Source organism: Neobacillus niacini NBRC 15566, assembly GCF_001591505.1.
In the GTDB taxonomy this organism is placed as follows: Bacteria; Bacillota; Bacilli; order Bacillales; family Cytobacillaceae; genus Neobacillus; species Neobacillus niacini.
In genome coordinates, this window is the sequence record NZ_BCVA01000061.1 from 1 (window position 1) to 26,185 (window position 26,185).

A 26,185-nucleotide genomic window follows, 5' to 3' on the forward strand; every position below is an offset into this window, starting at 1 on the left:
GTTCCTAGTAAGATTAGTCTTTCATAAGGTCGATGAAGGACAAAACAGGAAAGTTCCTAGTAAGATTAGTCCTTCATAAGGTCGATGAAGGACTAATCAGGATAGTTCCCGAAAAAATTAGTCCTTCATAAGCGCATGAAAGACAAATCAAGAGAGTTCCCGATAAGATTAGTCCTTCATAAAGATTTTCGAGTAAAAAGCGAAGGAAACATTAGAGTGATTCTTTAATTTTCTCAATCATTTCCTTATATTCGTCGTCAGTTAAATATGTTTTCTCCGGATTCATTACAAAGGTAGAACCCCAATCTGCTTTACCCTCGTATTTCGGCACAATGTGCATATGTAGGTGATGCATTTTATCGCCATAAGCCCCATAATTAATTTTTCCAGGTTGGAAAGCTTTGTCCACAGCGGCTGCCACTTTCTTCACATCGTTCATATAAGCAGCTAACTCTTGGCTATCTAGTTCATATAGTTCTTTTACATGGCCTTTATATACGACATTACATCGGCCCGTATACGTTTGTTCTTTAAAAAGAAAAACTGTAGAAACCTCGAGCTCGCAGATTTCAATCATAATGTCGTCCCGTCTTTCATCCTTCATGCAATACATACAATCTTTGTTTAACTCCATCTTTTTCATCCTTATCTGTTTATGAATTTGATTCTACCTTTATTCTACCCCTAACAAGATTAAAAGTAATTGTCTCAAAGTGTCGACTTTCATGTGCAAGGGGAAATTAGTGCAGAAAATTAGGGGAAATCACAGCCATTTATCGACAAAAATTTCCTAGGAAACAATCCAAGGTTTGTTTTCCAAAGAGGAAAGCGGATGGAGGAGAAAGATGTCTAATCGTTGTTTTCTAATAACAAATGGATACCGCCTTATGACGGTATCCATGGTGAGATTAATTCGTTAAGATTCCATTGATTTTTTCTAACGTATCACTTGATAGTTTGACTCCAGACGCTTTTATCGTTTCTTGCAGCTGTTCTGGCCGGCTAGCACCAACTAGGGCACTAGCTACATTAGGTTGACGTAGGATCCATGCGATAGCGAGCTGAGCTAATGTTAGGTCTTCCTCATAGGCTACGGTTCTTAATTGTTCTACTTTATCTAAATTTTGCTCCGTTAGGATATAGGACATGTTTGTGTTCACTTGTGCGGCACGGCTTCCTTCCGGGATGTTTTCGCCTTTTTTGTATTTTCCTGTCAGCACACCTTGTGCTAGCGGGGAGAAGACAACTTGACCGATACCGTGTTTTTCGCTGACAGGGATAATTTCTTTTTCAATATAGCGCTGCAGCATGCTGTAATTTGGTTGATTCACCACAATACGGTCTAGAAGTTTCTTATCCGCAAGGTGAACGGCTTCGGTGATTTGTTCTGCTGTCCACTCACTAACGCCAACATATAGGACCTTTCCTTGGCGTACCAAATCATCCAATGCCCTAAGCGTTTCGTGTAATGGAGTTTCAGCGTGATAACGGTGGCAATAGTAAATGTCGATATAATCCATTCCAAGACGCTTAAGACTTGCATCACATTGCTCGATAATATGTTTACGTGATAAGCCCTGATCATTTGGACCATCACCCATTTGGCCAAAAACCTTTGTTGCTAGTACATAGGAGCTCCTTGGATATTTGCTTAATGCCTTGCCAACAACCTTTTCTGCTTCCCCGCGGATATAGACATTGGCAGTATCAAAGAAGTTTATCCCTGATTCGTACGCAAGGTCAATGGAGGACACCGCATTTTGTTCTTCAACATAACCACCATATGTAAGCCAGCTTCCTAAACTGATTTCACTAACCTTTAAACCGGTATTGCCAAGACGACGATATTGCATGTACTAAATCCTCCCGTCAATTTGATTACTTAATATTGGTAATATACCATAAAATGGGTTTTTATGGGTGGCCGAGTACTTATTTAAAATGGATAGAGGCTGAAGTGACCGAAAGAAAAAGAGGCACAGTCCATTAAGACCATGCCTCTACATCTACACTAAATATTACTTCCGCAGCGAAGACAAGAAAATGTTTTGTGCTGCAACAACACCTGCCCCGGGCTCAATACCATAGGAGAAGTCTTGTAAACCTGCTTCAATCAGAGAAACGGCTTGAAGGATGTCACTTGGGAAGCAGTAGCCCATATGCCCGAACCGGAAAATCTTGCTTTGGAGGTGACCAAGTCCGCCGGCAAAATCAAGGTGATATTTCTCCTTTAAATGACTGATAAACGAGGGCAAATCGATTCCTTCAGGACCATATATCGCGGTAATGGTTGGAGACGCATACTCATCAGATGTTAATAGTCCGATAGAAAGGGCCTTCATCGCCTCACGAACCATATTCTTCATGAGTTCATGCCTTGCAACAGTTTGTGAAAATCCACCTTCCTCATCAATCAAGTCACAAACAGCCGACAGTCCCATAATCAATGAGATGGCAGGAGTGTTAGGCGTCATTCCTTTTGCAGCCCACTCGCGATAGCTGAGTAAATCTAAGTAATAGGCAGGTTTATTCGTTTCCTCTATCACTTTCCATGCCCTTTCACTCACGCTTAAAAGTGCAAGACCAGGAGGAAGCATCATCGCTTTTTGTGAACCGGTTACAAGAATATCGATTCCCCATTGGTCCATTTCTGCAGGAGCTCCGCCAATGCAGCTGACTCCATCGACAATAAATAGAGCGTCGGTATGCGTACGAACAACTTCTGCTAATTTTTCAACGGGGTTAAGGATTCCTGTTGAGGTTTCGTTATAGGTGGCAAAAACAGCCTTTATATTCGATAAAGGTTTAAGAAACTTAGTAAGATCCTCCTCGGTACAAGCTTCACCCCAACTTTTTTCGAGTTTATGTACTTTAAACCCGTATTTCTCACAAATAGATACGAAATAATTGCCAAAGGCACCAACGGTGATAACCACGACTTCTTCCCCAGGGGAAACGGTATTTACGGCTGCGGCTTCTAAGGCTGCTGTACCGCCCGATGGGAGAAGTAGGATATCTTGTTGTGTTCCGAAAATCGGTTTCACGCGGTTGGTTGTTTCTTGATATAACTGTACAAACTCTCCTGTGCGATGGCTAATCATGTCCTGGTTCATAGCAAGCTGCACCTTTTTAGGTATTGGAGTCGGTCCTGGATGTCTTAAAATATTTGGATACATACTTTTCCCTCCATTTTATCGGTAGTTGGTAAAACTTGAGGACTGTATTTTGTGTAATCCATTTTACGTATGGAACTTCATGGATATCTCTCACTCTATGATAGTATAAGTTCAACCTTAACCGCAACGATTGGAAGAAACAGAAAAAAGCTTGAGGAAAGGCCTCAAGCTTTTATTAGAAAGCACCAGAACCGCCGCCGCCTCCGCTTGTTCCCCCTCCATTTCCTCCTCCTGAATCGGATCCCCCGCTGCTTCTGGTTGAAGATTGATAAGCAGAGTGGAAACTTGAAGAGGTATAAGGCCCGATATAGAGGATGGAGTAAAAGCTGCTATCGTCAACATAATCGCTGCCTGTTGGAATGAGAGCCTCAATGAGTGCATCATTTTTACGATCGATTTCTTTGCTGCTGATTCCAAGACCGTAAATATAGGCTCTCATGCGATCATCTTCGGACCACTTTTCCCACTCGGTTTGTGGTAAATCTTTAAAGTGCGCTTTAAATTGCCTCCACTCGTAGGCAATTCGAGCACCTTCTCGTGTTTTTGACCGATAGACACTCGCGTAGATGATGACAGTTATCACTAATAGTAGTGTCACCATAAAGGAAACAATAAGACCATAGAGTAGGAAGAAGAAAAGAAACGGCAGTAAAAGGATACTTGAAAAACCAATGAGTGATCGATAGGTTGTTTTGTTTTCGAAAAGGGAGTGATTGTCTACCTCTTGTTTAACTGCTTGCTTCCACTCCAGTTGGTAAGAGTTGTATTTTACTTGGTTTTTCGTGTTTTTTGTATAAGTTGTTAAGTCATCAAGACTAAAAATCTGGTTTGCCCCAATTTTATCAAAAAGCAGCTCCATCAATATATTTTCATGTTTGAATGGGCTTTTTGAACGGATTCTTTGAAACTGATCATCTGCCGTTTTCATTACATACCTTTGGCGGACCAAATCAAGTAATGCGGCCGCCATTGCCTGAGGCTGAAGATAGTTGTTGTTCGTAAAATAGATGGTAGCCGGTAAACTCATGATTTGCTTGGGTACAGAAGTAAATGTTATTCCTTCACGCATGAAATCATTCCGCAGTGCGCGTGTTCTTAACCAATCTCGCATCATGAAAAGTAGTAGAATAATCGTAAAGGAAGGGAGACCGATCATACTGATAGTTGAGAGTGTTTCCTTTGTTTTTGCATCGACAGCTGCCTGCTCGATGAGTTTTTGCTTTGCTTTAAGGATTTCCTCTTTCATTGGTTTGTCTGCCGTTTTGGTGGCCGTTGGAAAAAGTGCAGCAGGGTAGGCCACACGGATATCTCCGTTCATGCCGCTAGGAACGTAACCCAATTCAAAAAGGATGGTCCCGTCCTCCTGAATCGTTTCGGTGTTAAAAGCCTCGCCATATCCGAAAGCAATTACATCATCTGTTGCTGCAGGTGGATGAATGGTAATGGTCAAATCTTCGTAAGAGGATTCGTTTCTTTCATCAAAGAATGGCCAATAAAATTGAGCCGCATCACGATAGATTTCCATTCCGTTTTCAATCGTATAGTTGAGGGTTATGGTAATGGTTTCATCCGTCCCTTTACGGTGCACTTTGTAAAAGTCATCTTCTTTTTCGACTCGTAAGGAATGGCCGTTTTCCGCCGCAGTAAATTGTCTGATGACAGCTCCCTCTTTTGGAACCACTTCACGGGTAATCCCGTTAAATTCGCCTTCAAATTCATATGTATGGGTTTCTTCTACTTTCACATCTCCGCTAGTTTGCAAGTATGCGTCCATTTTTACATTGGTAATAGAAAACTCCACAGCCAAACCTTGGTGTGGGAAAATGAATAATAAAGCCAGTACTAGTAAGCTAGTAAACAACCTTTTCAACATGTGTGTCACCTTCTTTCCTGATGATAATCATACGAATGAAATCGTAGTTAAGTTTCATAATATTTTCCAATTATTAAAATAGCTCTGTTAAAGGTTTATAGACGGAGAACTTCCGCTTAATTAAAAATTGGCTATAAAAAAGCTCAAATAAACGGAGAGATTCCACCTATTGGCTTGAAATTTTTAAAAATGAGAGGTTTGCTTTGCATAGCCGGAAAACCTCCTCTTATATATCCCCAAACAGGTTCCATTCTGCATTTATCCGGAAAGTCTCCGCTTATATACTAAGGCTGTTACTGGAGCGCGAATCAACATCTTTATATAACACAGCCTTTTTAAAAAAAGTTTATTTTTCCTGTTTTTTGTTTTCTTTTCTGTCATTCACTATAATTATGGTAAAACGTATACATTGGGAGGCGGCGGCATGAAACGAGTGGCAGTGTATTGCGGTTCAAGTTTGGGTGCTTCAGAGGCTTATAAAATTGGAGCCATTCAATTGGGGAAAGAGCTAGCAAAACGGAATATTACCTTGGTTTACGGGGGTTCAAGTATCGGGTTAATGGGTGCTGTTGCGGATACGGTGTTAAGTGAAGGCGGTCACGCTATTGGGGTGATTCCTAAGGTTCTGGAGGAACGTGAAATCTCCCATAAAGGGTTAACAGAGTTAATTAAGGTTGGAACCATGCACGAACGAAAAGCAAAGATGGCCGATTTGGCAGATGGGTTTGTTGTTTTGCCTGGAGGGGCAGGGACACTTGAAGAGTTTTTCGAAGTCTTTACCTGGGGTCAGATTGGCTTGCATAAAAAGCCGTGCGGTCTTCTTAATATTAATCACTATTACGACCCATTAATCAGCCTGTTTGACCATATGATTGACCAAAAGTTTTTGCAGGAAAAGTTCCGTTCGATGGCGATTATTGAAGAACAACCCGGTGTCTTACTCGATCGGTTTGCAACCTATGAGGCTCCGCCGATTAAATCTTTTGAATAGGAAAGGCAGTGAAAGACCTCACTGCCTTTTAATTCAATGCAAGATAGATACATATCAGTGCTGCCGTAAAGAAGACCATTGAGACAAGTCGGTTATATCTGTATTTAATCCCATAGGTGGTAAAAAAGATAGAAGCGGCTAATTTTGAAAGGCTTCGGAACACGGTATTTTCCATACCACTGAAAAAAACTGAAATCAGAAAAGTTAGGGAGATTAGTAATTTAAACCATAGAGGCTCTTTTAGGAAAAGGTTGATCATTACTTTTATCCGCTGCATGCTGGTAACACTCCCTTCATAAAAGCATATGGTCGTTTTACAAAAGTATCCCTTTTGTTTATATATGCGTTTTATACATTGTAGCATCACTATTTCTTATCCGTATCATAAGAGTTATTAAACATGTTAAGTGCGATATCCTTCTGGATTGTCAGGGGCACTCGCTTATTGGAATTAGGAGTTAGGGGTGACTGGATTGGACAATCCATTGTCAGATTTTCAATTGTCATTTCAACAAATTGATGTACTTGTTCCAAGGGTCAATAATGGGATTCAATTTATCCTTGTCATAAGTGGAGAATTAAAAATAGAAACAGCCAGCCGTTTTTATCATTTAGAAGAAAAGGATTTGCTGGTGATTAATCGGAATCAGCTTTACCAGGTTCAGGGCAGTGAAAATAATAGGGTCATGATGGTCACCATTTCAGATGCCTTCATGGATCATCATTACGCAGACTACCGAAACCGACGATTTGAATGCTATTCAAGGGAAATTGATTTGGGAAGAGAAGAGATGATTTCTTCGATTCGGAAGCTCTTGGCCAATGTCATGATTAGTTATTATCGCCAAGATGAAAGCTATCGGATTGAGGTTAAAAGCTATATCTGTCAAATGTTACTGATCTTGATTCGGGGGTTTAAAGAAGAAGGCAGTGTCACTGAGAAAATGGATACTGGCGATCTTCGTCTATCGCAAATCATTGACTATATGGAAAAAAACTATGACCAAATGATTACCTTAGAGGGAATCGCAAAGGAATTTTACCTTTCAACCGGCTATCTTTCCCGCTATTTTAAAAACAAAACGGGAATGGGGTTTAGTCGTTTTTTAATGAATATTAGACTTAAGCATAGTATGAAGGATTTGCTTTATACGACCGACTCGATTTCACAAATTGCCATGAATAATGGCTTTCCTAATACCAAGTCTTTTTCAACCCTTTTTAAAGAAGTATACGGAATGACCCCGCATGTCTATCGAGATAACCATTATGTACAAAAAGAGGATTCTGTAAAAAGTTATAGCAATGAAGATGTATCCAATTTCATACACTCACCAGAAATGGTAGCAAAATTAAGCAGCCTAATGTTAGATGATCAAAAAACATATTCCCATACAGAAACTAGGTATGAAAAGTTGCCGTTAGACCTCTCGAAACCAGCAACCATGAAAGTAAATGCTCCAAGTCACATTCTTGAAATTGGAGAGATTATCAATTTACTAAATGAAGATATACGCTCGCAGGTACTCGATGTGAATAGAGATTTGCATTTACGTTTTATCGGCGTTCGTAATCTTTTTAGCAACACGGCCATCCCTCAGGAAGTGGAAACAGATGAAGAGATTCCAACGACTTCTCCATATTTTACAATAGATCGTGCTTTAGAATTCTTAAAACAGCAAAATTTATCTTTGTTTATCCGATCCGATTATATGAATATCTCGCGAAATGAAGAATTCTATTTTACCAAACTCACTCAGTTCATCAAACATTGCTTACAGGTGTACGGAGAATTGTTTGTGCAGCAGTGGCATGTAATGTTTTACGAGCCTTATTACACGGGAGTAGAACCAAAAGAACTTCAGCGGGTTTATTTAAAACTGCACAACGTATGGAAGACAATGGTTCCTCAGGTACAGGTTGGAGTGTATATGCCGTTTTCGTTCGGCAAAGAAAAGACAAGTGATCATCATGCATGGCAGCTAGAACATGGAGCGTCGATTGATTTTATCGGATATAACGCGAACCAAAATGAGGTCATTGATTTTAAAGAAACAGCGGATACCAAATTCGATTTAGCTAGAGAGTATATAAAGGATAAAACGGACAAGCTGAAGCGTTATTTAAAAAGAAACCAGTTAGATAAACCGCTTCATCTTGTTTCATGGAACACGTTGTCAGGCAACACTCGGTATACGAACGGTACTTTTTTTCGAGGAGCCTTAGTCTTGAAAAATGTTTTGGATATTTCTAATGACGTGGAAACTGTTGCTCTCTGGGTCAATACCATCGTGCATGAAGAAGTGGGGAAAGATAAGCGTTATCGGATGGATGGTGTTGAATTATTCCATTATTTACATGGAAAACGGCCTGCCTATTTTGCGCTGATGTTTTTAAAACGGCTGCATGGCGAAATTGTTGCACATGGCAAGGATTATGTGATGACACAGAATGAGCGGGGCTATCAATTGATTTTGATGAATAGCACCATCATCAATCCTTACTTTTCCCTTGAAGAGACATTTCTTCAAAAACTCAATAAGGAAATTCACGTAATGATTTCTGGAATGCCGAAAGGGGAATATCAAATACGCAAGCATGTGTTTGATAAAAATCATGGAGCATTGTATACGAAATGGTGGAGTTTGAACAGTAAGCATGGGATGGATGCGGAAATCATTGATTATATTATCCATTCCAGTCGACCTTCTTTAGAGATTTTTGATGAATCGATTGAAGAGGATTGGTCATTTTATACCTATTTAAGTAGTAATGCCATTCACTTTTTTGATATTCGGAAAACCTATAGCTAATACGAAAAGGATCTAACCCCTATTTCTCCTAAACTCTGGAGATGGCGGGTTGGATTTTTTTTATTAGGAAGGTAAAAATGTACCGTGTTTTTTTGACCTCATCAGCCAGCAGGTTAATAAATAGAACCTTTGCCTGACTGATTTGCATTAAAATTGACTCTCTTATCTATCGTTTACTTAATATAATTTACCTATAGAAACACAAGGTTCCTGAGTTTTACTTTGACTAATTTAATTTATGAAAGAGCACTCTAATCCTAACAGGGACCTAATAAAATATAGGAGGCAAATCATGGAGACAAGTTATAAAGGTACAGATAAAATGATCACAGGGATTGTGTTCGGCGTCATCACATTTTGGCTTTTTGCACAAGCAATGGTCAATGTGGTCCCGGCCGTTCAAAAGGATTTGGGGATTTCATCCGGGACGCTGAATATTGCCATCAGCTTAACTGCGTTATTCTCTGGAATGTTTATCGTAGCCGCTGGTGGAGTTGCAGATAAAATTGGACGTAAAAAAATTACCTATCTCGGGCTAATTTTGAGTGTGATTGGATCCCTTTGCCTCGTGTTAGCGCAAGGATCAACATTGTTAATTATCGGTCGTATTATTCAAGGGATTTCGGCAGCTTGTATTATGCCAGCAACGATTGCCTTAATGAAAGCGTACTTTGAGGGAAAAGACAGACAACGTGCCCTTAGTTTCTGGTCCATTGGATCTTGGGGCGGTTCAGGGGTTTGTTCGTTTGCAGGTGGTGCGATTGCAACGTATATGGGTTGGAGATGGATCTTTATTTTCTCTATCGTATTTGCTCTTCTCGCCATGTGGTTGATTAAAGACACACCTGAAAGCAAAGCAGAAGGAACTGGTAAATTTAAATTCGATTATAGTGGATTAGCCATCTTTATCGTGACCATGATTGCATTAAACGTTTTTATTACTTTTGGTGGTGACTTAGGCTGGACAAGCCCAACTTCCATCATCGCCGCCATTGTTACGATTATTGGAGCTTTTGTCTTCTTTAAAGTTGAAAAGAAGAAAGAAATTGCATTAATTGATTTCTCTTTATTTAAAAATAAACCTTATGCAGGTGCCACATATTCAAACTTCTTGTTAAATGCTGTAGCCGGAACACTTGTTGTAGCCAATACGTATGTTCAAGTCGGCCGAGGATTCACTGCGTTTCAATCAGGGATGCTATCGATTGGATACTTAGTGGCAGTGCTTGCCATGATTCGTGTCGGAGAGAAAATCCTGCAAAGAGTGGGTGCGAAATTACCAATGATTTGGGGCGCTATCATCACGACGGTTGGTGTAGCCGTAATGGGTTTGACGTTCTTGCCTGATCTTGTTTATACCGTTGTCGTATTCATTGGGTTTGCTTTATTCGGTCTAGGACTTGGGATATATGCGACGCCGTCTACCGATACATCTGTATCCAATGCGCCATCCAACAAAGTGGGTGAAGCTGCAGGGGTTTATAAAATGGCTAGCTCACTTGGAGGTGCATTTGGTGTTGCCATTTCCGCAACCATTTATTCTTCCATTGCGGCTAATGGAAGTGTTGCAACTGCCGCATCGGTTGGAATCATTGTAAACGTGATTTTTGGGGTTCTTTCCATTCTTTCGATTATCATGATGGTTCCTAGCAGTGCAGGTAAGCCTTCAGAGGCTCCTACGAAAAAACCTAGACGCACACCAACACCAACACCAACTGGAAGCCATTAATTGAACGTTTATTCTTTGCTAATAAAGGGGAGACGAAAATGATTAAAAGCGATTTAATGGGCATGTTAGAATCCCGTAAAGAAGAAATCATTGAAATCCGCCGCTATTTACATGAACATCCTGAGCTCTCTTTTAAAGAAGAGAAAACCGCTCAGTACATTGCGGATTTTTATAAAGGGAAAGATGTTGACATTCAAACGAATGTTGGAAATGGGTACGGCATTATCGTTACGATCAAAGGTGGAAAACCTGGAAAAACAATTGGTCTTCGTGCTGATTTTGATGCACTGCCAATTGTAGAAGAAGCAGATGTGCCGTTTAAGTCAAAGAATGAAGGTGTCATGCATGCATGCGGACATGACGGGCATACGGCTTACTTGTTAGTTTTAGCAGATTGCTTAATCCAATTAAAAGACCATATTCCTGGTACTATTAAAATCATTCATCAGCATGCAGAAGAAGTCCCGCCAGGCGGAGCAAAAAGTATTGTCGAGTCTGGCTTGATTGATGACCTAGATGCGGTTTATGGCATTCATTTATTACCGATGGGACCTGCGGGAACAGTAGGTTATCATGCAGGGTATTCCTTCAATGGACGTGCATACATGAAATTGAAGGTTCAAGGAAGAGGCGGACATGGTTCCTCTCCTCATCTCGCGAATGATGCCATTGTGGCGGCTGCGCATTTTGTTACAGCTGCTCAAACTATTATTAGCCGGAGATTAAGCCCCTTCGATGTGGGTGTTATTACGATTGGATCCTTTGATGGAAAAGGTACATTCAACGTTATCAAGGACAGCGTTGAACTTGAAGGCGATATTCGCTATATGACGGTACAAACAAAAGAGACCATTGAAAAAGAAGTGAAACGGATCGTACGAGGGATTGAAGAAGAATTTGGCGTAACCTGTGAGCTTACGTACACTCCCGATTATCCGCCTTTATACAACGACCCTGAGCTTACGGCAAAGGTTGCGGATAGTCTGCGAAGCATGAATGACCCGGATATTAAAGAAGTGAAAGAGTTTCCGGCCATGTCTCCATCTGAAGACTTTGCGTATTATGCTGAAAAGTTTCCAGCCTGCTTCTTTTATATTGCCTGTACACCAAAAGGGGTAGAAGACCCATACTTCAATCATCATCCGAAATTTGACATTGATGAAGATGCATTGCTGGTAGCGGCAAAAGCGGTTGGTCAAGTTGTTTGCAGTTATTATGAATTAGACTAAAGGTAATCAAAAAAGACGGTGTCCCTTAAGTAACTTTTAGGGGCACCTCTTTATTTGGGCTCAGTTAAAGAATGTTGATTTCACTGTGTTTGAAAAATAAACGGAAAAATTCCGGCAAAATTGGGAAATACTATCGTTTTCTTAAAAATAAAGGAAGACTTTCCGTTTATATTATCCATATCTTTGGTATTTGGCTTATTTAGAGCAGTTAAACGAAATATCTCCGCTTATATCTGTTTGTTAAGCCTCCTCCTATACAATAGCCGGAATCTCTCCGCCTATGAATTCTCATCCTACGCGAAAATACCCACTAAAAGTGCTTACGCAAGTTTAAAAATCGGAAGGAAAAATTCATGAATGATAAATCTCAGAATGATAAAACTAATTATGGAGATGTATTAGTAAAATACATAAATTATGGAGGAAAAAATATGCCTGAGTACCCATCCATATCGTCTTCCGAAATCGGAGGTTTGTGGAATACATACCAACAGAAAACGATGATTATCCGAATGTTAGAATATTTAATTGAGAAAGCAGACGACCTGCAAGCGAAAGAAATTATGACGAATTTATATAATGAAGTTAAACCATATCCAGAAAAGATAAATGCAATATTCGAAAAAGAGGGTGTGGCCATTCCTATTGGATTTACGGATGAAGATGTCCGTAAAGATGTACCGCCCTTTTATGATAATGGTTTTGATATTATGTTTGTCCGTTTGGTAAAAGAGATTAGCATGGGGATGCATACGTTGAATTTAACAATGTCCTATCGTAAAGACATTACCCTTCTTTTTAGAGAGCTTACGACCATTACACAAAAATATTATGATATTTGTACCCAATATTTACTTGAAAAAGGTTTGATTCCTCGTTCACCCTATGTTTCCACCCCGGACTCTGTAGCATTTGTAAAAGGGACAGGCTATTTTGGAGGCTTTAATCCACTAAGTGAAAAAAGACCTTTAAATACTGTAGAGATTGCAAATATTTATCATGCGATTGAATCTAATACTATGGGAATGCAAATGATATTTGGATTTGCCCAATGTGCAGAGAAAAAAGAAGTGGGTAAGTATTTTTCTAAGGGGGGAGAGCTCGCCAAAGGGATCGTGAAGGAATTGAGTGAATTGATGATTGAAAATGATATTCCAGTACCGTCAACTCATGGAGGAAATATTACGAACTCAACGCTCGCTCCATTCTCTGATAAAATCATGATGTATTGTGTCAGCCTTTTTTGCAGTTTTTCATTAGGTGGCAATTCACTTGGAACAGCCTTTAGTTTACGTAATGATTTACCAGCAAAATTATCAATTTTTATGAAAGATATCTTTGAATACGCTCATGAAGGGGCAAAATTGATGATCAAGAATGGCTGGCTTGAAGAGCCGCCACAGACGGTTTCACATAAGAAAAAATAAAAATCGACAAAGCATGCGTGGAGACTTCCACCGTGCTTTTTTTTGTGCAAGCGCAGCTAGTTACGTAAACGAAGAATATAAGAATTATGTCGAATTTTATGACGTAAATTATATGATTTTAGCGTAAACTTTATTAATAATTTGTTAATTTTAGAGAATTTAAAAGAATATGTAGAATTATGTAACAATCCGATATAAACTAGTTTTAGTGATAAGTACCCATTGGAACAGCTATGCTAGATTTCAATGGGTATTTATCTCTATGTACTAAAGAGATTAGGAGGGGTTTAATCAGTGAGAAAAGCGCTAATCAGGTCAAAAAAGTGGTTCAGCATGGCTTTAACGGCAATTTTGCTGTTAACGTTGGTAGTACCACAAAACGCTCAAGCTTTGGCACGAGACGTTAGCAATGGTAATTTACTAGCAACATCAGGGACATCGACATTGTCTGTTGTTCCAGGACGGGGGAAACTTGTTTTAGGTGATAAACCGTTGGCAAACATTCCCTTTGCTCTAAAGAATACTACTACCAATCAATGGTATAATTTCACATCAGGTGCAGATGGGTACTTTACTCATAACCTGGCAGATGGTACGTATAAGGTGGAAGGCCTTTGGGTTTCACCAACTTGGTACCCAATCAACGTAACAGTAAACATTCTTAATGGTTTAGTAGATGGAAAGAATGAATTATTGCTTGATGGATTAAAACTACCAGATAGTGCATGGAATGTAACAGGAAGTGTTAAGAATGGTGATAAAGTTTTCGCTAATCTTACATTTAGCCTCCATGATTCCTATGGCAATTGGTTTAACGCAACAACAGATAAAGACGGTAATTTTAAATTTATCTTACCTGACGGCAGCTACCAAATTGAAGGTATTTGGGATGGTACAGCAGGAAAATGGTATCCATTGAAACAAACATTTACTGTAACAGCTGGAAAACTGTCAGGTACAGATACACTGCAAATTAATGTAGCAGACAATGTAACTGGAACAGTGAAAATTCGTACAGCTCCTTTAAAGAATACTGTATTTAGTCTCCGTACAGCTTCAGGAGCATTACAATGGTTTGATACAAAAACAGATTCGGAGGGTAACTTTGGTCTAAGATTGCCTAACGGTTCTTACAAAATCGAAGGTATTTGGGATGATGGAACAGGTACATGGTATCCATTAAATAAAACATTCACAGTAGCAGATGGAAAACTTTCAGGCTCAGCAACCTTGAAAATTGACATCGTTTACAACGTGACTGGAACGGTAAAAGCGGGTACGGCTCCATTAAAAGATACTGTATTTAGTCTTCGTACAGCAGCAGGAGCAGTAAAATGGTTTGACGCAAAAACAGATGCAAACGGTAACTTTGGTCTGAAATTGCCAAATGGTTCTTATACTATTGAAGGTATTTGGGATGAGAAAATTGGCAAATGGTATGAAATGCAAAAGACGTTCAAGGTGGATGGTTCAACTGAGCTGAACATCGATGTGTTAACAGATGTTTATACACCAAATGTAACCGGGGTATTGAAAAAAGGATCAGAAGTACTTCCTAATATTGTATTCAGTGTACGCACTACTACTGGTGCATTAAAATGGTATGACTTAACTAGTGATGCGAACGGTGCTTTTAGAGCACAGCTGCCTAACGGAAGCTATATGTTAGAGGGTATTTGGGTAGGAAAAGAAAATCACTGGTATGTTCTGCAAAAGGAATTTACTGTGAATGGTACGTTCGTGCTGGATATCAATGTGTTAGATCAACCGGTTAAGGATTACACATTGAATATCATGCATACAAATGATACTCATGCAAACCTTGATAATGTGGCTAAGAAAGCAACTGCGATTAAGTCCGTTCGTGCAGCAAAGCCGAATGCTTTATTACTTGACGCAGGAGATGTTCTAACTGGAACCTTGTATTTTAATGAGTATAAAGGTTTAGCAGATTTAGAGTTTATGAATCTTGCTGGCTATGATGCTATGACATTTGGTAACCATGAATTTGATTTGGGTACTGGTGTGTTAGCGAACTTTGTTAAAGATGCTGCATTCCCACTATTAAGTGCGAACGTAAACTTTGCAAAAGATTCAAATTTACAATCTCGTTTTAATGACTCTATTACAGATAAGGCTGTTGGCGGTCAGATTTACAACGGTATGATTAAAGTTGTAAATGGCGAGAAGATCGGTATTTTTGGTTTAACTACTGCAGAAACTCCAACGATATCAAGCCCTGGAGCAGATGTGGTATTTGAAAATTATATCGAGGAAGCTCAAAAATCAGTTGATTCCTTTAAGGCTCAAGGTGTTAACAAGATTATCGCGTTATCACACCTTGGTTATAATGATTCACTAACTTGGGACAATGACCTTGAATTAGCAGCGAAGGTGGAAGGTATCGACGTCATTGTTGGCGGTCATACACATGTAAAGCTTGATGCTCCTGTTATTGAAAAAACTGGGGAAGAACCAACGGTTATCGTTCAAGCAAACGAATACAACAAGTTCCTAGGAATGGTTGATGTAACGTTTGACGCAGCTGGTAAAGTTATCACAGAAAAAACAACTGGCACGCTGCTTGACATCGCTACCTTTGCTGAAGATGCAGCTGTTGCTCAAATCTTAAACACAAAATACAAGCCTGCTATTGATGCAAAGAAAGCACAAGTAGTTGGTACTGCGGCCGTTGAATTAGTAGGTGGAAACCCAGCAGCTCGTGTTGGAGAAACAAACCTAGGTAACTTCATTGCTGATGGTATGCTTGCAAAAGCAAAAACAATTAATCCTAACACTGTTATCGCGCTCCAAAATGGCGGCGGAGTTCGTGTTTCACTTCCAGCGGATGAGATTACTTTAGAGGAAGTGCTCAAGGTTCTTCCTTTTGGTAACACATTAGCAATCATGGATTTAAAAGGTTCAGAAATTAAAGAAGCATTAGAGCATAGTGTTAAAACAGCTCCTGCAACAGCTAACGGAGCATTCTTACAAGTAGCTGGCATGAAATTCTCTTATGACAGTGCACAGCCTGTGGGACAAAAGGTTCACTCCATCCAAGTTAAAGGTCAAGATGGAAATTATTCTGCATTAGACGTTACTAAAAACTATGCAGTGGCAACCAACATCTTTACTGCTAAGGGCGGAGACGGATACACCATGTTTGGAAAAGCTTACGAAGAAGGCCGTGTAAGTGAGCCTGGATTTGTGGACTGGGAAATGTTCGTAGACCACATTAATGCTCAACCAAACAAAACGGTTAATCCGAAAGTTGAAGGACGTATTACACAAGCAGAAAAATCATTCACATTAAATGTCATGCACACAAATGATACACACGCAAACCTTGATAATGTTGCGAAGAAAATGACGGCTATTAAGTCTGTCCGTGCAGAAAAGCCAAATGCACTATTGCTTGATGCAGGGGATGTTCTAACTGGTACTTTATATTTCAATGAATATAAAGGTTTAGCAGATTTAGAGTTTATGAATCTTGCTGGTTATGATGCAATGACTTTTGGTAATCATGAATTTGATTTGGGTACTGGCGTATTAGCAAATTTTGTTAAAGACGCTGACTTCCCACTTTTAAGTGCGAACGTAAACTTTGCCCAAGACACTAATTTAAAAACCCGTTTCAATGACTCTATTACAGATAGTGCTGTTGACGGTCAGATTTACAACGGTATGATCAAAGTTGTAAATGGTGAGAAAATTGGTATTTTTGGTTTAACAACTGCGGAAACTCCAACGATTTCAAGTCCTGGAAACGGTGTAGTTTTTGAAAATTATATTGAAGAAGCACAAAAGTCCGTTGATTCCTTTAAGGCACAAGGTGTAAATAAAATTATCGCTTTATCACACCTTGGTTATAATGATTCACTAACTTGGGATAATGATCTTGAATTAGCAGCGAAAGTTGAAGGTATCGACGTCATCGTTGGCGGTCATACACATGTAAAGCTTGACGCTCCTGTTATTGAAAAAACTGGGGTAGAACCAACTGTTATCGTTCAAGCAAATGAATACAACAAGTTCCTTGGAACGGTTGATGTAACGTTTGACGCAGCTGGTAAAGTTATTACAGAAAAAACAACTGGCAAGCTGCTAGATATTGCTACCTTTGCTGAAGATGCAGCTACTGCTCAAATCTTAAACACGAAGTATAAGCCTGCCATCGATGCAAAGAAAGCACAAGTTGTTGGTACTGCAGCGGTTGAATTAGTAGGTGGGAATCCAGCAGCGCGTACAGGTGAAACAAACCTAGGTAACTTTATTGCTGACGGTATGCTTGCAAAAGCAAAAACAATCAATCCAAACACTGTAATTGCACTTCAAAATGGCGGCGGAGTTCGTGTGACGCTTCCAGCAGATGAGATTACATTAGAGGAAGTGCTCAAAGTTCTTCCTTTCGGAAACGCGTTAGCGATTATGGACCTAAAAGGTTCCGAAATTAAGGAAGCCCTAGAGCTTAGCGTAAAATCAGCACCTGCAACAGCTAATGGAGGATTCCTTCAAGTAGCTGGTCTGAAATTTACTTATGATAGCACGAAGCCAGTGGGAGAAAAGGTTCAATCCATTCAAGTGAAAGCTGAAGATGGAAGCTATACTGCCTTAGATTTAACTAAAAACTATGCAGTAGCAACCAACATCTTTACGGCTAAAGGCGGAGACGGATATGCCGTGTTTGGCAAAGCTTATGAAGAAGGTCGTGTAAGTGAGCCAGGATTTGTGGATTGGGAAATGTTTGTAGAATATATTGAAGCACAACCAAACAAAGTAGTTAGCCCGAAAGTGGAAGGACGTATCGTTAACATCGCTCCACAAGTTGTTCCAGCGGGTTCTTTCAGCGGAACGGAAGCTAGCCCTAAGGTATATCCAGGGGATGTAACTGTTGACTTAACAGGTGTAACAGGCGTAACAAAGCTTGAATATGCAACCGTTAAAGGGAATCTTATTATCAAAGGCGGTACAGAGGTTGATTTTTCAAATGTAACCGTTGATGGCGAAACTTTATTTGAAGATTAATAAAACTTTATAAGTTCTCTCAGCAGACAGCTGAGGGAACTTACTCCCTATGAAAAATAATTTTGGATAATGCTCCCTGGAGGTGCAGTTTTGAAAAAGAATCGTAAAAGGGTTATTAATATTTTATTAGTAGCAATAATGGTATTTAGTTTGGCATTGCCTGGTTTTCAACCGAAACCAGCTATTGCTGCTACAGTTGCAAACGATTTATTTATTTCGGAATACATTGAAGGTACAAGCTTTAACAAAGCAATTGAGCTCTATAATGGCACTGGTGCACCGGTTAAATTAAGTGAATATACACTTGAACAATACAGCAATGGTGCAGCAACAACTACTTTCAAGATGGCATTATCAAGTGATTCTAATGCTACTCTTGCAAATGGAGCTACTTTTGTTATTTCACGCGCTGATGCTGATCCAGCCATTGTTGCAAAAGCGGACTTACTTGATTCATCGAAATCCACTGTCAACTGGAACGGTGATGATGCGGTTGTTTTAAAGCATAATGGAACAATTATTGACGTTATCGGTCAAGTTGGGGTTGATCCAGGTACAGCTTGGGGAACAACTGTAAAAACTATGGATCAAACAATTATCCGTAAAAGCACAGTCACTCAAGGAGACAGTAATCCAAGTGATGCATTTGATCCTGCGGTTGAATGGGATAGTTTAGGTCTTAATGTATTTACAAACCTTGGTTCCCACACCATGGATGGCGGTTCCACTCCAGTAGAAACAAAGGTTGAAAATGTAACAGCTTCACCAACATCTGGTGCCGTATCAGCTGGAACAGCAGTAACTCTTGCTACTGCAACAGCAGATGCTAAAATTTATTACACTACTGATGGAACAGAACCAACAACATCAAGCACTGAATACAAAGCACCAATTGTAATCAATGCTGCTACAACAATCAAAGCAGTAGCTGTTAAAGCAGGCTTAGATAATAGTGATATCTTAACACTTGAATACAGCATTATTTCAGAAAGCACAATTGCTGAAGTTAGAGCAATGGCTTTGCAATCAAATGTTCAAACGAGTGGTGTCGTAACAGCTGTTTTAGGAAGAGCGATTTACTTCCAAGATGCTACAAGTTCAATTGTTGCCTACACACCAACGGACAGCTCTACGATTCAACCAGGACATAAGATTAAGGTTTCTGGTAAATTGGTTGAATATTCAACATTACTTGAAATTGAAGCCAACCATGAAAATATTGAAATTATCGGTACAGAAGCGGTACCTGCAGCAGAAGTTCTACCTGCAGCTGATTTACAAGAAAATAAAGAAGCAAAATTAGTAAAAGTTCAAAATGTAACAGTTGGAGCATTTTCAGGCGGTAACTATACAGCAACGGACGCTGCTGGTACAAGCTTCCAAATCCGACCGCCAAGCTCTACAATGTTAAAAACAGGCACCACCTATGAAGCGATTACCGGAGTTCTTAGTGCGTTTAATGGTGTATACCAATTAATTCCGCGTAATGAAGGTGATATTTTATTAGACTCAAGTATTGTTCAAGCTGTCATCGCTGCTCCAGGGGCAGGATTGGTACCATCAGGAACTGCAGTAACATTAACGACTGGTACAGCAGATGCTGTTATACATTACACTCTTGATGGCAGTGAACCAACAACTGAAAGTCCAGTATATGCGCAGCCAATCGTAATTAATAAAGCTACAACCGTAAAAGCTGTAGCCGTTAAAGCTGGAATGAAAAATAGTGCGATTGCGACGTTCGATTATCTTATCCAAGATGGTGCGATTCGCATTTATGACATCCAAGGTAAATCACATAACTCAATTTTAACTGGTAAAAACGTAACAGATGTTGAAGGTGTTGTTACGTATATCGATGGAACGAGCCGTTTCTTCCTTCAAGATTTAGAAGGTGACGGAGACAATAGTACATCAGACGGTATCCTTGTTTTTAAATCTGCTCACGGTGTAGCTATCGGAGACAAGGTTAAAGTTTCAGGTAAAGTAACTGAATACTACGGCGAAGGTTATGCTGAAAAAACATCAACAGATTTAACGATTACACAAATTGAAGCTTCATCGATAACAAAAAATGGAACAGCTCCACTTCCAACACCAATTAAACTTGGCGTTGATCGTATTTCACCACCAGAAATCATTGATAACGATCAATTTACTAAGTTTGACCCTGAGGAAGACGCGATTGACTTCTGGGAAAGTATTGAAGGTATGTATGTACAGGTTGACAACCCAAAAGTAATCGCTCTTCAAAAAGACGGATTAGTTTGGGTTGTACCTGAAAATTATGAAACAAATGTGAATCCAGGCGGTTTACGTATTACAGCAACTGATACAAACCCAGACCGTATTGGAGTCGATGTAAGAAATGGCGGTACAGCGAATAAGTCTTACCGTGCAAAAATGGGTGACTATTACACAGGCTCTATTAAAGGTATCATTAACTACGGGTACAGCAACTTTAAATTGATGACACAAGAGCCAAGTCTTCCAACACTAGTTGAAACACCAATCGTTCGCGCTGCAACAAGCATTACACCAGCAGAAGACAAGTTAACAATTGGAACTTATAACGTTGAGAACTTCTCAACTAAAACTCCAGATACTAAAGTAGCTAAAATTGCTGATGCCATTGTTGATAAAATGAAAAAACCTGACATCATTGGTTTAAACGAAGTACAGGATAACGATGGTGAAACAGATAGTGGTACTGTTGATGGAGCACAAAGTGCACAAAAGATTATTGATAAAGTAAAAGCATTAGGCGGACCAACATATGCCTATACTGAAGTAATTCCAACCAATAATAAAGATGGTGGAGCGCCGGGTGGTAACATTCGTGTTGGCTTCCTTTACAACGTAGATCGTGTATCTTTAACTGCAGGAGCACCAAAAGGTAAGGCTGATGAAGCAGTAAGCTATGCTGATGGAAAACTAACATTAAACCCAGGACGTATTGACCCAACAAATACTGCGTTTAATTCGAGCCGTAAGCCACTTGCAGCACAGTTTGATTTCCAAGGAGAAAGTGTGATTGTGATTGCCAACCACTTTAACTCTAAAGGTGGAGACCATCCATTAATGGGTAAAAACCAACCGCCGGTTCTAAGTAGTGAAATTCAACGTCATAAGATTGCAGCAATTACGAATAGCTTCGTGAAGGATATCAAAGCAAAAAATCCTAATGCAAATGTGGTTCAATTAGGGGACTTCAATGATTTTGAGTTCACGCAAACACTTACGATTGCTAAAGGCAATGAAATGACAAACATGATCGATAAAGTTGTACCTGAAGAACGTTACAACTATTCTTACCAAGGGAACGCACAAGTGTTAGACCATGTGTTAGTAACAAAAAATATGGAAGCTAACACAACTGTTGATATCGTAAATATCAACTCTGGTTTCATGGAAGAGCATGGCCGTGCATCTGACCACGACCCAGTGATTATTCAAACATCTTTAAAAGCTGCAGGTGGAGAAGTGTTACCGCCAGTAACAGCACCAGCAGGAACAAAGATTTACAACTTAAATAACTTCAAAACGAAGAAGCTTATCATTGCCAATGCAGGTGCAGACATTACGATGAATGCAAACTCTGTTATTACAGAGGGTATTGTGGTAAAAGGTTCTTATGCGAAGCTAAAAGGCGAAGGCTTAACGAACACGACTATTATTCTTAGCCCGGGAGCAGCAGGTCAAGTTATTGACTTAACTGGTGCAATCGTTAAAGAAGTAGTCATCGATAATGATCACCTTAGTCAAGTAAGAGGTATTGAAGGTGTTCAAAAATGGACCGTAATTGATGGTGTTGATACATCTGCCATCAAATTCACAGATGTCAACGGGAAGGTACTTCCTTCTCCTGTCGCTGCACCTGAGGTGTCTCCCAGGTGAACCTCCAGTAAATGAATTGGAACCCTATTACCAAGCAGCAGCTGGGAAAACAGGTGAAGCGTTAAAAGACGCATTAAACGATATTATTAGTGTGCAAAAAAAGTTAACGTATGCTCAAGTATGGGATGCGTTAAAGCAAACAGATGAAGATCCCAATAATCCTAATAATGTAATCTTGCTTTACACAGGCCGTTCACAAGCGAAATCCACAAACGGTGGGAATGTAAATGACTGGAACCGTGAGCATGTTTGGGCAAAATCTCATGGAGACTTTGGAACAAGCGTTGGGCCTGGAACCGATATTCATCACTTAAGACCAACGGATGTCTCTGTTAACAGCACTCGCGGCCATTTGGATTTTGATATCGGCGGAAAATCTCAAGGTGAATGTGCTGACTGTTATTATGATAGTGATTCATTTGAACCGCCAAATCGCGTGAAAGGCGATATTGCCAGAATGTTAATGTACATGGATGTTCGTTATGAGGGTGAAGGCGGCGAGCTTGATCTTGAGTTAGCTGACAAGGTAAATACGTATCCATCACCTACACACGGCAAAAAATCAGTTCTTCTTCAATGGCACAAGCAGGATCCAGTAGATGCTTTTGAAATGAACAGAAACAATGTCATTCAATCCATTCAAGGCAACCGCAATCCGTTTATCGATCACCCGGAATGGGCAGATCTAATCTGGCCAGCGAGCTAAAAATAGGACAGGTAAACAAGAAAAGGGTGTTCCCCTTTTCTTGTTTTTTTTACTTAATAGGGATTCCTAAAGTAGGTATATAGTTTTTTAGCCGGAAGCCACGCAAGAGTTTTCATGTTAAGGTATATTTAAACTAAAGGAGGATGGAAATAGGATGATAAAAGTAGTAGCATTAGTAGATGATTATTGGCATTCCGGTGATGACGCCAAAGCGGGCTTAGAAGCAGCCATAAGGAAATTACCGGATAAAGAAGTTGACGTACAATATATTACATATGAAGAGGTTTCACAGGTCCTTAATGAACAACCCGACCTTTTTATCAATGCAAAAATGAACGTACTTAATCCAAAAGATGAACAGAAGATGACTTGGTTAAGTGATGAATTGGATAAGAAGATTGAAAAATATGTTAATGAAGGAGGCAGCATCCTAGCATTGCATGCTGGTATGGCTGGTTATCCAAGTCAAACCAACTACACCAAAATGTTAAGAGGAGCCTTTGACTATCATCCGCCAGGACTTCAAGAGGTTACATACATACAAAATGACAAAACATTTTCCCTGTCAGATGAACACTATTTTGTTCATTGTGATGTGGAAAAGACAGAAGTATACTTACGGAGTTCAGGAGAAGCTGGAGTTTCCATTGCAGGCTGGCAGCATTCCTATGGAAAAGGAAAGGTATGCTGTTTCACACCAGCTCACACGAAGGAAGGGGTGTTGAATGAAAACATCTCCCGTTTGCTAGCGGATAAAATTAATTGGATGTTTACTAGATAAGCAGATCCCCTGAAGGTAAATATATGACGATTCTAAAAAAAAGGGATCCGGCCGGTTGCCGAATCCAAAAAAGAAATCTTTAAAAGGGGGTTATGGAAGAGAGAGAAAAAAGTTTGTCCTCTTCATATATCTATCTTACCCCGAAAGTATGAACAAACTATGAACAAAGGTTTAAGGTTCTATTAATTTGGCGGTGCTAGCTTTGGTTTAGAATTTACGCCTTCATGCGTTCGGGAAGATTTTGAATCGATTGAACTACCATATCCAGCTTTGATTCAATCCGATACAGCAAATAGAGGGTCACAACGATTGGGAATCCTACCTCACTAATTAAAGGTATCATTTGCTCCACGTGATTTCACTCCTTTCTTTTAATATAGGCTCTATTCTTATAGATTCTAACAATAAACTTTAAGAGGTCAGCCTTAAATAGAGGCCGGTTTCCCTCGGAACCCGGCCTCTTTCTACTCTATTAAATGATTTCATATTCTGTTACATTACGATCAATCACGCGTGCTCCCTTTATGGAAGCAAAATTACCGTTGGTAGAAGTGAAAACTCCTGACGTGATCATTTCCTCCATCGCCGTTTTCAGCACTGCCTCCACAATCGGTTCCTTCGGATTATCGATTGATAAACGCGCTGATTTACCAAACTCCGTCACAAATTCTAACTCTAGTGTTTTAGCCATTTCATTCACCTCCTTTTACTATTCATTTTTGATTAAGCTAGTAAATCTGCATTGTCGACTCTCTCAATATTGTTGAGGGTATCGTTGGATAAACCAATCAATGCTTGTGCTGCCTGGTAGAGTTGATCAGCTGTTGCGGATTTCTGGATATTACTAAGTGTCTTTGATTTTAAAACCGGTTTCCCTTCGTCATCCATGCCTACTTGAAATACCAAACGTAACTTAGAAGAAGTTACAACTGCCTGTGCCATCGTAATCACCTCCTTTCACCCTTTATATATAGAAAAAGGGGTGAAAAGGACATGGTTAGAAAAAATTAAATCCAAGCTGGAGCATTTTGAAGTGACCGATTAATAGAAGAGCCTGTTAGGTCAATCCAACGATTGATCAAAATAACGTGTGCATAAAGACAGGAAAACTGGTCAGGAAGAAAAAAAGAGACCAGCAAATTTATGCTGGTCTTTAGCTTATTAAATTAATTGTTCTATTTTCTCGTCAAAGTATTCATTCATCAGGAAATCGAGTTTGATTGATAGACTTATATATTCGGAAGTATTTGGGCCAGTTTGGTTAAATAATTCACTTAGTTTTATTTTTAGCTCGACAATGTCCATTAAAAGTTTTTGGTTTTCGACTTTAATTGATTTGTTTGTTTTCATCATACACCTCGTATGGATTTTTAGTGGTATGGTTTGGAAGGTGCGATGACTTGATTTTCAAGTGCTTCGATAATATGATGGATAGCATTTTTCCAAAGCCTTCACGATAGTAACACAGAACATCTTTGCTGTGAACACTGATTTAAAAAGTAAAAAAATTGAGAAAAGGAGAAATGATATCGGTATATCTTGTTGCTGCCAAATTCCTATAATTAGACAGGATTCGACCCGAAATTAAGTTATTTTGTAATAACGTCTAAATTTCGACAAATTTTGCGCTCCGTATCTGCTTTCAAAGTGGGAGGGAACTATTAATTGAAAAAGGCTGGATAGAGCAACCGCCATTGGCAGAGGATCGAAGAGAATTAGCCAATAAAAAGTGAAGAAGCTTAAAAGATAACCAATGCTATCAGCCGTTCAACATTCTGTCATAACATTTCAAACAAACTGTGAACTTAACACTATACCCATGTTATTAACTACAGGAATTCAATATAGTGTAAGTATAGAGAACAAGTTAAATTTGAAAGGCGGAATGACTTATGTTTAACACCTTTTTAAGAGAAAATAAAATTTCAGCAGCGATTTTAACTATTATTCGTTTATATCTTGGCTATGCGTGGTTCACAGCTGGTTTTCATAAAATTACAGGCGGATTCGACGCTTCAGGATTCTTGAAAAATGCCGTTGCTAATCCTGTAAAAGGTCCAGATGGCAACATGGTGTACAGCTGGTATGTAAGCTTCTTAGAAAACTTTTCATTACCAAACATCGATGTGTTTAACTTCATTGTTCCTTGGGGCGAACTGTTAATCGGTTTAGGGCTTATGCTTGGCTGTTTAACAACTGCAGCTATGTTCTTCGGTCTCGTGATGAACTTCTCTTTCTTCCTGGCTGGAACTGTATCTCATAACCCAACTGACATTTTCTTAGGCTTCATCATCCTAGCAGCAGGCTTCAACGCTGGTAAATATGGTTTAGACTACTGGGTAGTACCATTCATTAACAAAACTGTTCGAAAAAATAAGGCAAAAGTAACAGCATAAATAGGTATGCTAAGAGACGATTCGAATCCCCCTCGAATCGTCTTTTTTTGTTCTGTTGGTCTTGAGGACAAAACGTATGAGCTGCTAAGAGGAAACGTCCTCAATCCGGGGTCTTGAGGACAAAACGTATGTGCTGGAG

18 protein-coding genes are annotated in these 26,185 nt (G+C 39.6%); 10 read left to right on the forward strand and 8 right to left on the reverse strand.

Annotation, left to right across the window (positions count from 1 at the left end):
- Positions 1 to 211: 211 nt before the first annotated feature.
- The 4 genes from BANA01_RS26150 to BANA01_RS26165 form a co-directional block, all read right to left on the reverse strand.
- On the reverse strand, positions 212 to 634 hold the full coding sequence (locus tag BANA01_RS26150) for an HIT family protein (protein ID WP_034673753.1): 423 nt from the start codon (positions 632 to 634) through the stop codon (positions 212 to 214).
- A gap of 274 nt (positions 635 to 908) precedes the next feature.
- Entirely contained in the window at positions 909 to 1,853 is a 945-nt protein-coding gene (locus BANA01_RS26155; RefSeq protein WP_034673751.1) for an aldo/keto reductase family protein, read from the reverse strand.
- A 165-nt stretch (positions 1,854 to 2,018) separates the two neighbouring features.
- On the reverse strand, positions 2,019 to 3,176 hold the full coding sequence (locus BANA01_RS26160; protein WP_034673749.1) for a pyridoxal-phosphate-dependent aminotransferase family protein: 1,158 nt from the start codon (positions 3,174 to 3,176) through the stop codon (positions 2,019 to 2,021).
- Between the two features lie 175 nt (positions 3,177 to 3,351).
- Positions 3,352 to 5,049 (reverse strand): DUF2207 domain-containing protein, encoded by a 1,698-nt coding sequence (locus BANA01_RS26165; protein ID WP_034673747.1) that lies wholly within the window; start codon positions 5,047 to 5,049, stop codon positions 3,352 to 3,354.
- Positions 5,050 to 5,473: 424 nt separating this feature from the next.
- Between BANA01_RS26165 and BANA01_RS26170 the strand changes: the two genes are divergently transcribed.
- From BANA01_RS26170 to BANA01_RS26215, 9 genes are all read left to right on the forward strand, one after another.
- Complete coding sequence (locus BANA01_RS26170; RefSeq protein WP_034673745.1) at positions 5,474 to 6,040, forward strand: LOG family protein; 567 nt, start codon at positions 5,474 to 5,476, stop codon at positions 6,038 to 6,040.
- Positions 6,041 to 6,513: 473 nt separating this feature from the next.
- Positions 6,514 to 8,853 (forward strand): helix-turn-helix domain-containing protein, encoded by a 2,340-nt coding sequence (locus tag BANA01_RS26180; RefSeq protein ID WP_034673810.1) that lies wholly within the window; start codon positions 6,514 to 6,516, stop codon positions 8,851 to 8,853.
- Between the two features lie 289 nt (positions 8,854 to 9,142).
- Positions 9,143 to 10,582 carry an MFS transporter gene (locus tag BANA01_RS26185; RefSeq protein WP_235847243.1) on the forward strand — a complete coding sequence of 480 codons (1,440 nt, stop codon included), beginning with the start codon at positions 9,143 to 9,145 and terminating at the stop codon, positions 10,580 to 10,582.
- Between the two features lie 41 nt (positions 10,583 to 10,623).
- Positions 10,624 to 11,811, forward strand: coding sequence for an amidohydrolase (locus BANA01_RS26190; protein ID WP_034673804.1), 1,188 nt, complete (start codon positions 10,624 to 10,626; stop codon positions 11,809 to 11,811).
- A gap of 431 nt (positions 11,812 to 12,242) precedes the next feature.
- Entirely contained in the window at positions 12,243 to 13,238 is a 996-nt protein-coding gene (locus BANA01_RS26195) for a DUF3231 family protein (protein WP_034673802.1), read from the forward strand.
- A 294-nt stretch (positions 13,239 to 13,532) separates the two neighbouring features.
- Positions 13,533 to 18,266, forward strand: coding sequence for a 5'-nucleotidase C-terminal domain-containing protein (locus BANA01_RS30470; RefSeq protein ID WP_052106306.1), 4,734 nt, complete (start codon positions 13,533 to 13,535; stop codon positions 18,264 to 18,266).
- Positions 18,267 to 18,356: 90 nt separating this feature from the next.
- Positions 18,357 to 22,163 carry a chitobiase/beta-hexosaminidase C-terminal domain-containing protein gene (locus BANA01_RS26205; protein ID WP_052106305.1) on the forward strand — a complete coding sequence of 1,269 codons (3,807 nt, stop codon included), beginning with the start codon at positions 18,357 to 18,359 and terminating at the stop codon, positions 22,161 to 22,163.
- A 16-nt stretch (positions 22,164 to 22,179) separates the two neighbouring features.
- Entirely contained in the window at positions 22,180 to 22,869 is a 690-nt protein-coding gene (locus BANA01_RS26210; protein ID WP_235847242.1) for an endonuclease I family protein, read from the forward strand.
- Between the two features lie 154 nt (positions 22,870 to 23,023).
- The gene (locus BANA01_RS26215; protein WP_034673741.1) at positions 23,024 to 23,650 is read left to right on the forward strand and encodes a ThuA domain-containing protein; all 627 of its coding nucleotides are present in this window, start codon (positions 23,024 to 23,026) and stop codon (positions 23,648 to 23,650) included.
- Between the two features lie 214 nt (positions 23,651 to 23,864).
- Here BANA01_RS26215 and BANA01_RS26220 read toward each other — a convergent pair whose 3' ends face one another.
- From BANA01_RS26220 to BANA01_RS26235, 4 genes are all read right to left on the reverse strand, one after another.
- Positions 23,865 to 24,002: a YvrJ family protein gene (locus tag BANA01_RS26220; RefSeq protein ID WP_034673739.1), complete on the reverse strand. Its 138-nt coding sequence runs from the start codon at positions 24,000 to 24,002 to the stop codon at positions 23,865 to 23,867.
- A gap of 120 nt (positions 24,003 to 24,122) precedes the next feature.
- Complete coding sequence (locus BANA01_RS26225) at positions 24,123 to 24,341, reverse strand: DUF2922 domain-containing protein (RefSeq protein WP_034673737.1); 219 nt, start codon at positions 24,339 to 24,341, stop codon at positions 24,123 to 24,125.
- A gap of 32 nt (positions 24,342 to 24,373) precedes the next feature.
- Entirely contained in the window at positions 24,374 to 24,592 is a 219-nt protein-coding gene (locus tag BANA01_RS26230) for a DUF1659 domain-containing protein (RefSeq protein ID WP_034673735.1), read from the reverse strand.
- Between the two features lie 219 nt (positions 24,593 to 24,811).
- The gene (locus BANA01_RS26235) at positions 24,812 to 25,000 is read right to left on the reverse strand and encodes a Spo0E family sporulation regulatory protein-aspartic acid phosphatase (protein WP_034673733.1); all 189 of its coding nucleotides are present in this window, start codon (positions 24,998 to 25,000) and stop codon (positions 24,812 to 24,814) included.
- Between the two features lie 542 nt (positions 25,001 to 25,542).
- Between BANA01_RS26235 and BANA01_RS26240 the strand changes: the two genes are divergently transcribed.
- Positions 25,543 to 26,046: a DoxX family membrane protein gene (locus BANA01_RS26240; RefSeq protein ID WP_034673731.1), complete on the forward strand. Its 504-nt coding sequence runs from the start codon at positions 25,543 to 25,545 to the stop codon at positions 26,044 to 26,046.
- Positions 26,047 to 26,185: the final 139 nt, after the last annotated feature.

Bases quoted from the DNA above. Each gene is read 5' to 3' on its own strand.
- BANA01_RS26165 (WP_034673747.1), bottom strand. From the start codon at position 5,049: ATGTTGAAAAGGTTGTTTACTAGCTTACTAGTACTGGCTTTATTATTC.
- BANA01_RS26230 (WP_034673735.1), bottom strand. From the start codon at position 24,592: ATGGCACAGGCAGTTGTAACTTCTTCTAAGTTACGTTTGGTATTTCAA.
- BANA01_RS26195 (WP_034673802.1), top strand. From the start codon at position 12,243: ATGCCTGAGTACCCATCCATATCGTCTTCCGAAATCGGAGGTTTGTGG.
- BANA01_RS26235 (WP_034673733.1), bottom strand. From the start codon at position 25,000: ATGAAAACAAACAAATCAATTAAAGTCGAAAACCAAAAACTTTTAATG.
- BANA01_RS26225 (WP_034673737.1), bottom strand. From the start codon at position 24,341: ATGGCTAAAACACTAGAGTTAGAATTTGTGACGGAGTTTGGTAAATCA.
- BANA01_RS26155 (WP_034673751.1), bottom strand. From the start codon at position 1,853: ATGCAATATCGTCGTCTTGGCAATACCGGTTTAAAGGTTAGTGAAATC.
- BANA01_RS26170 (WP_034673745.1), top strand. From the start codon at position 5,474: ATGAAACGAGTGGCAGTGTATTGCGGTTCAAGTTTGGGTGCTTCAGAG.
- BANA01_RS26215 (WP_034673741.1), top strand. From the start codon at position 23,024: ATGATAAAAGTAGTAGCATTAGTAGATGATTATTGGCATTCCGGTGAT.
- BANA01_RS26240 (WP_034673731.1), top strand. From the start codon at position 25,543: ATGTTTAACACCTTTTTAAGAGAAAATAAAATTTCAGCAGCGATTTTA.
- BANA01_RS26150 (WP_034673753.1), bottom strand. From the start codon at position 634: ATGGAGTTAAACAAAGATTGTATGTATTGCATGAAGGATGAAAGACGG.
- BANA01_RS26160 (WP_034673749.1), bottom strand. From the start codon at position 3,176: ATGTATCCAAATATTTTAAGACATCCAGGACCGACTCCAATACCTAAA.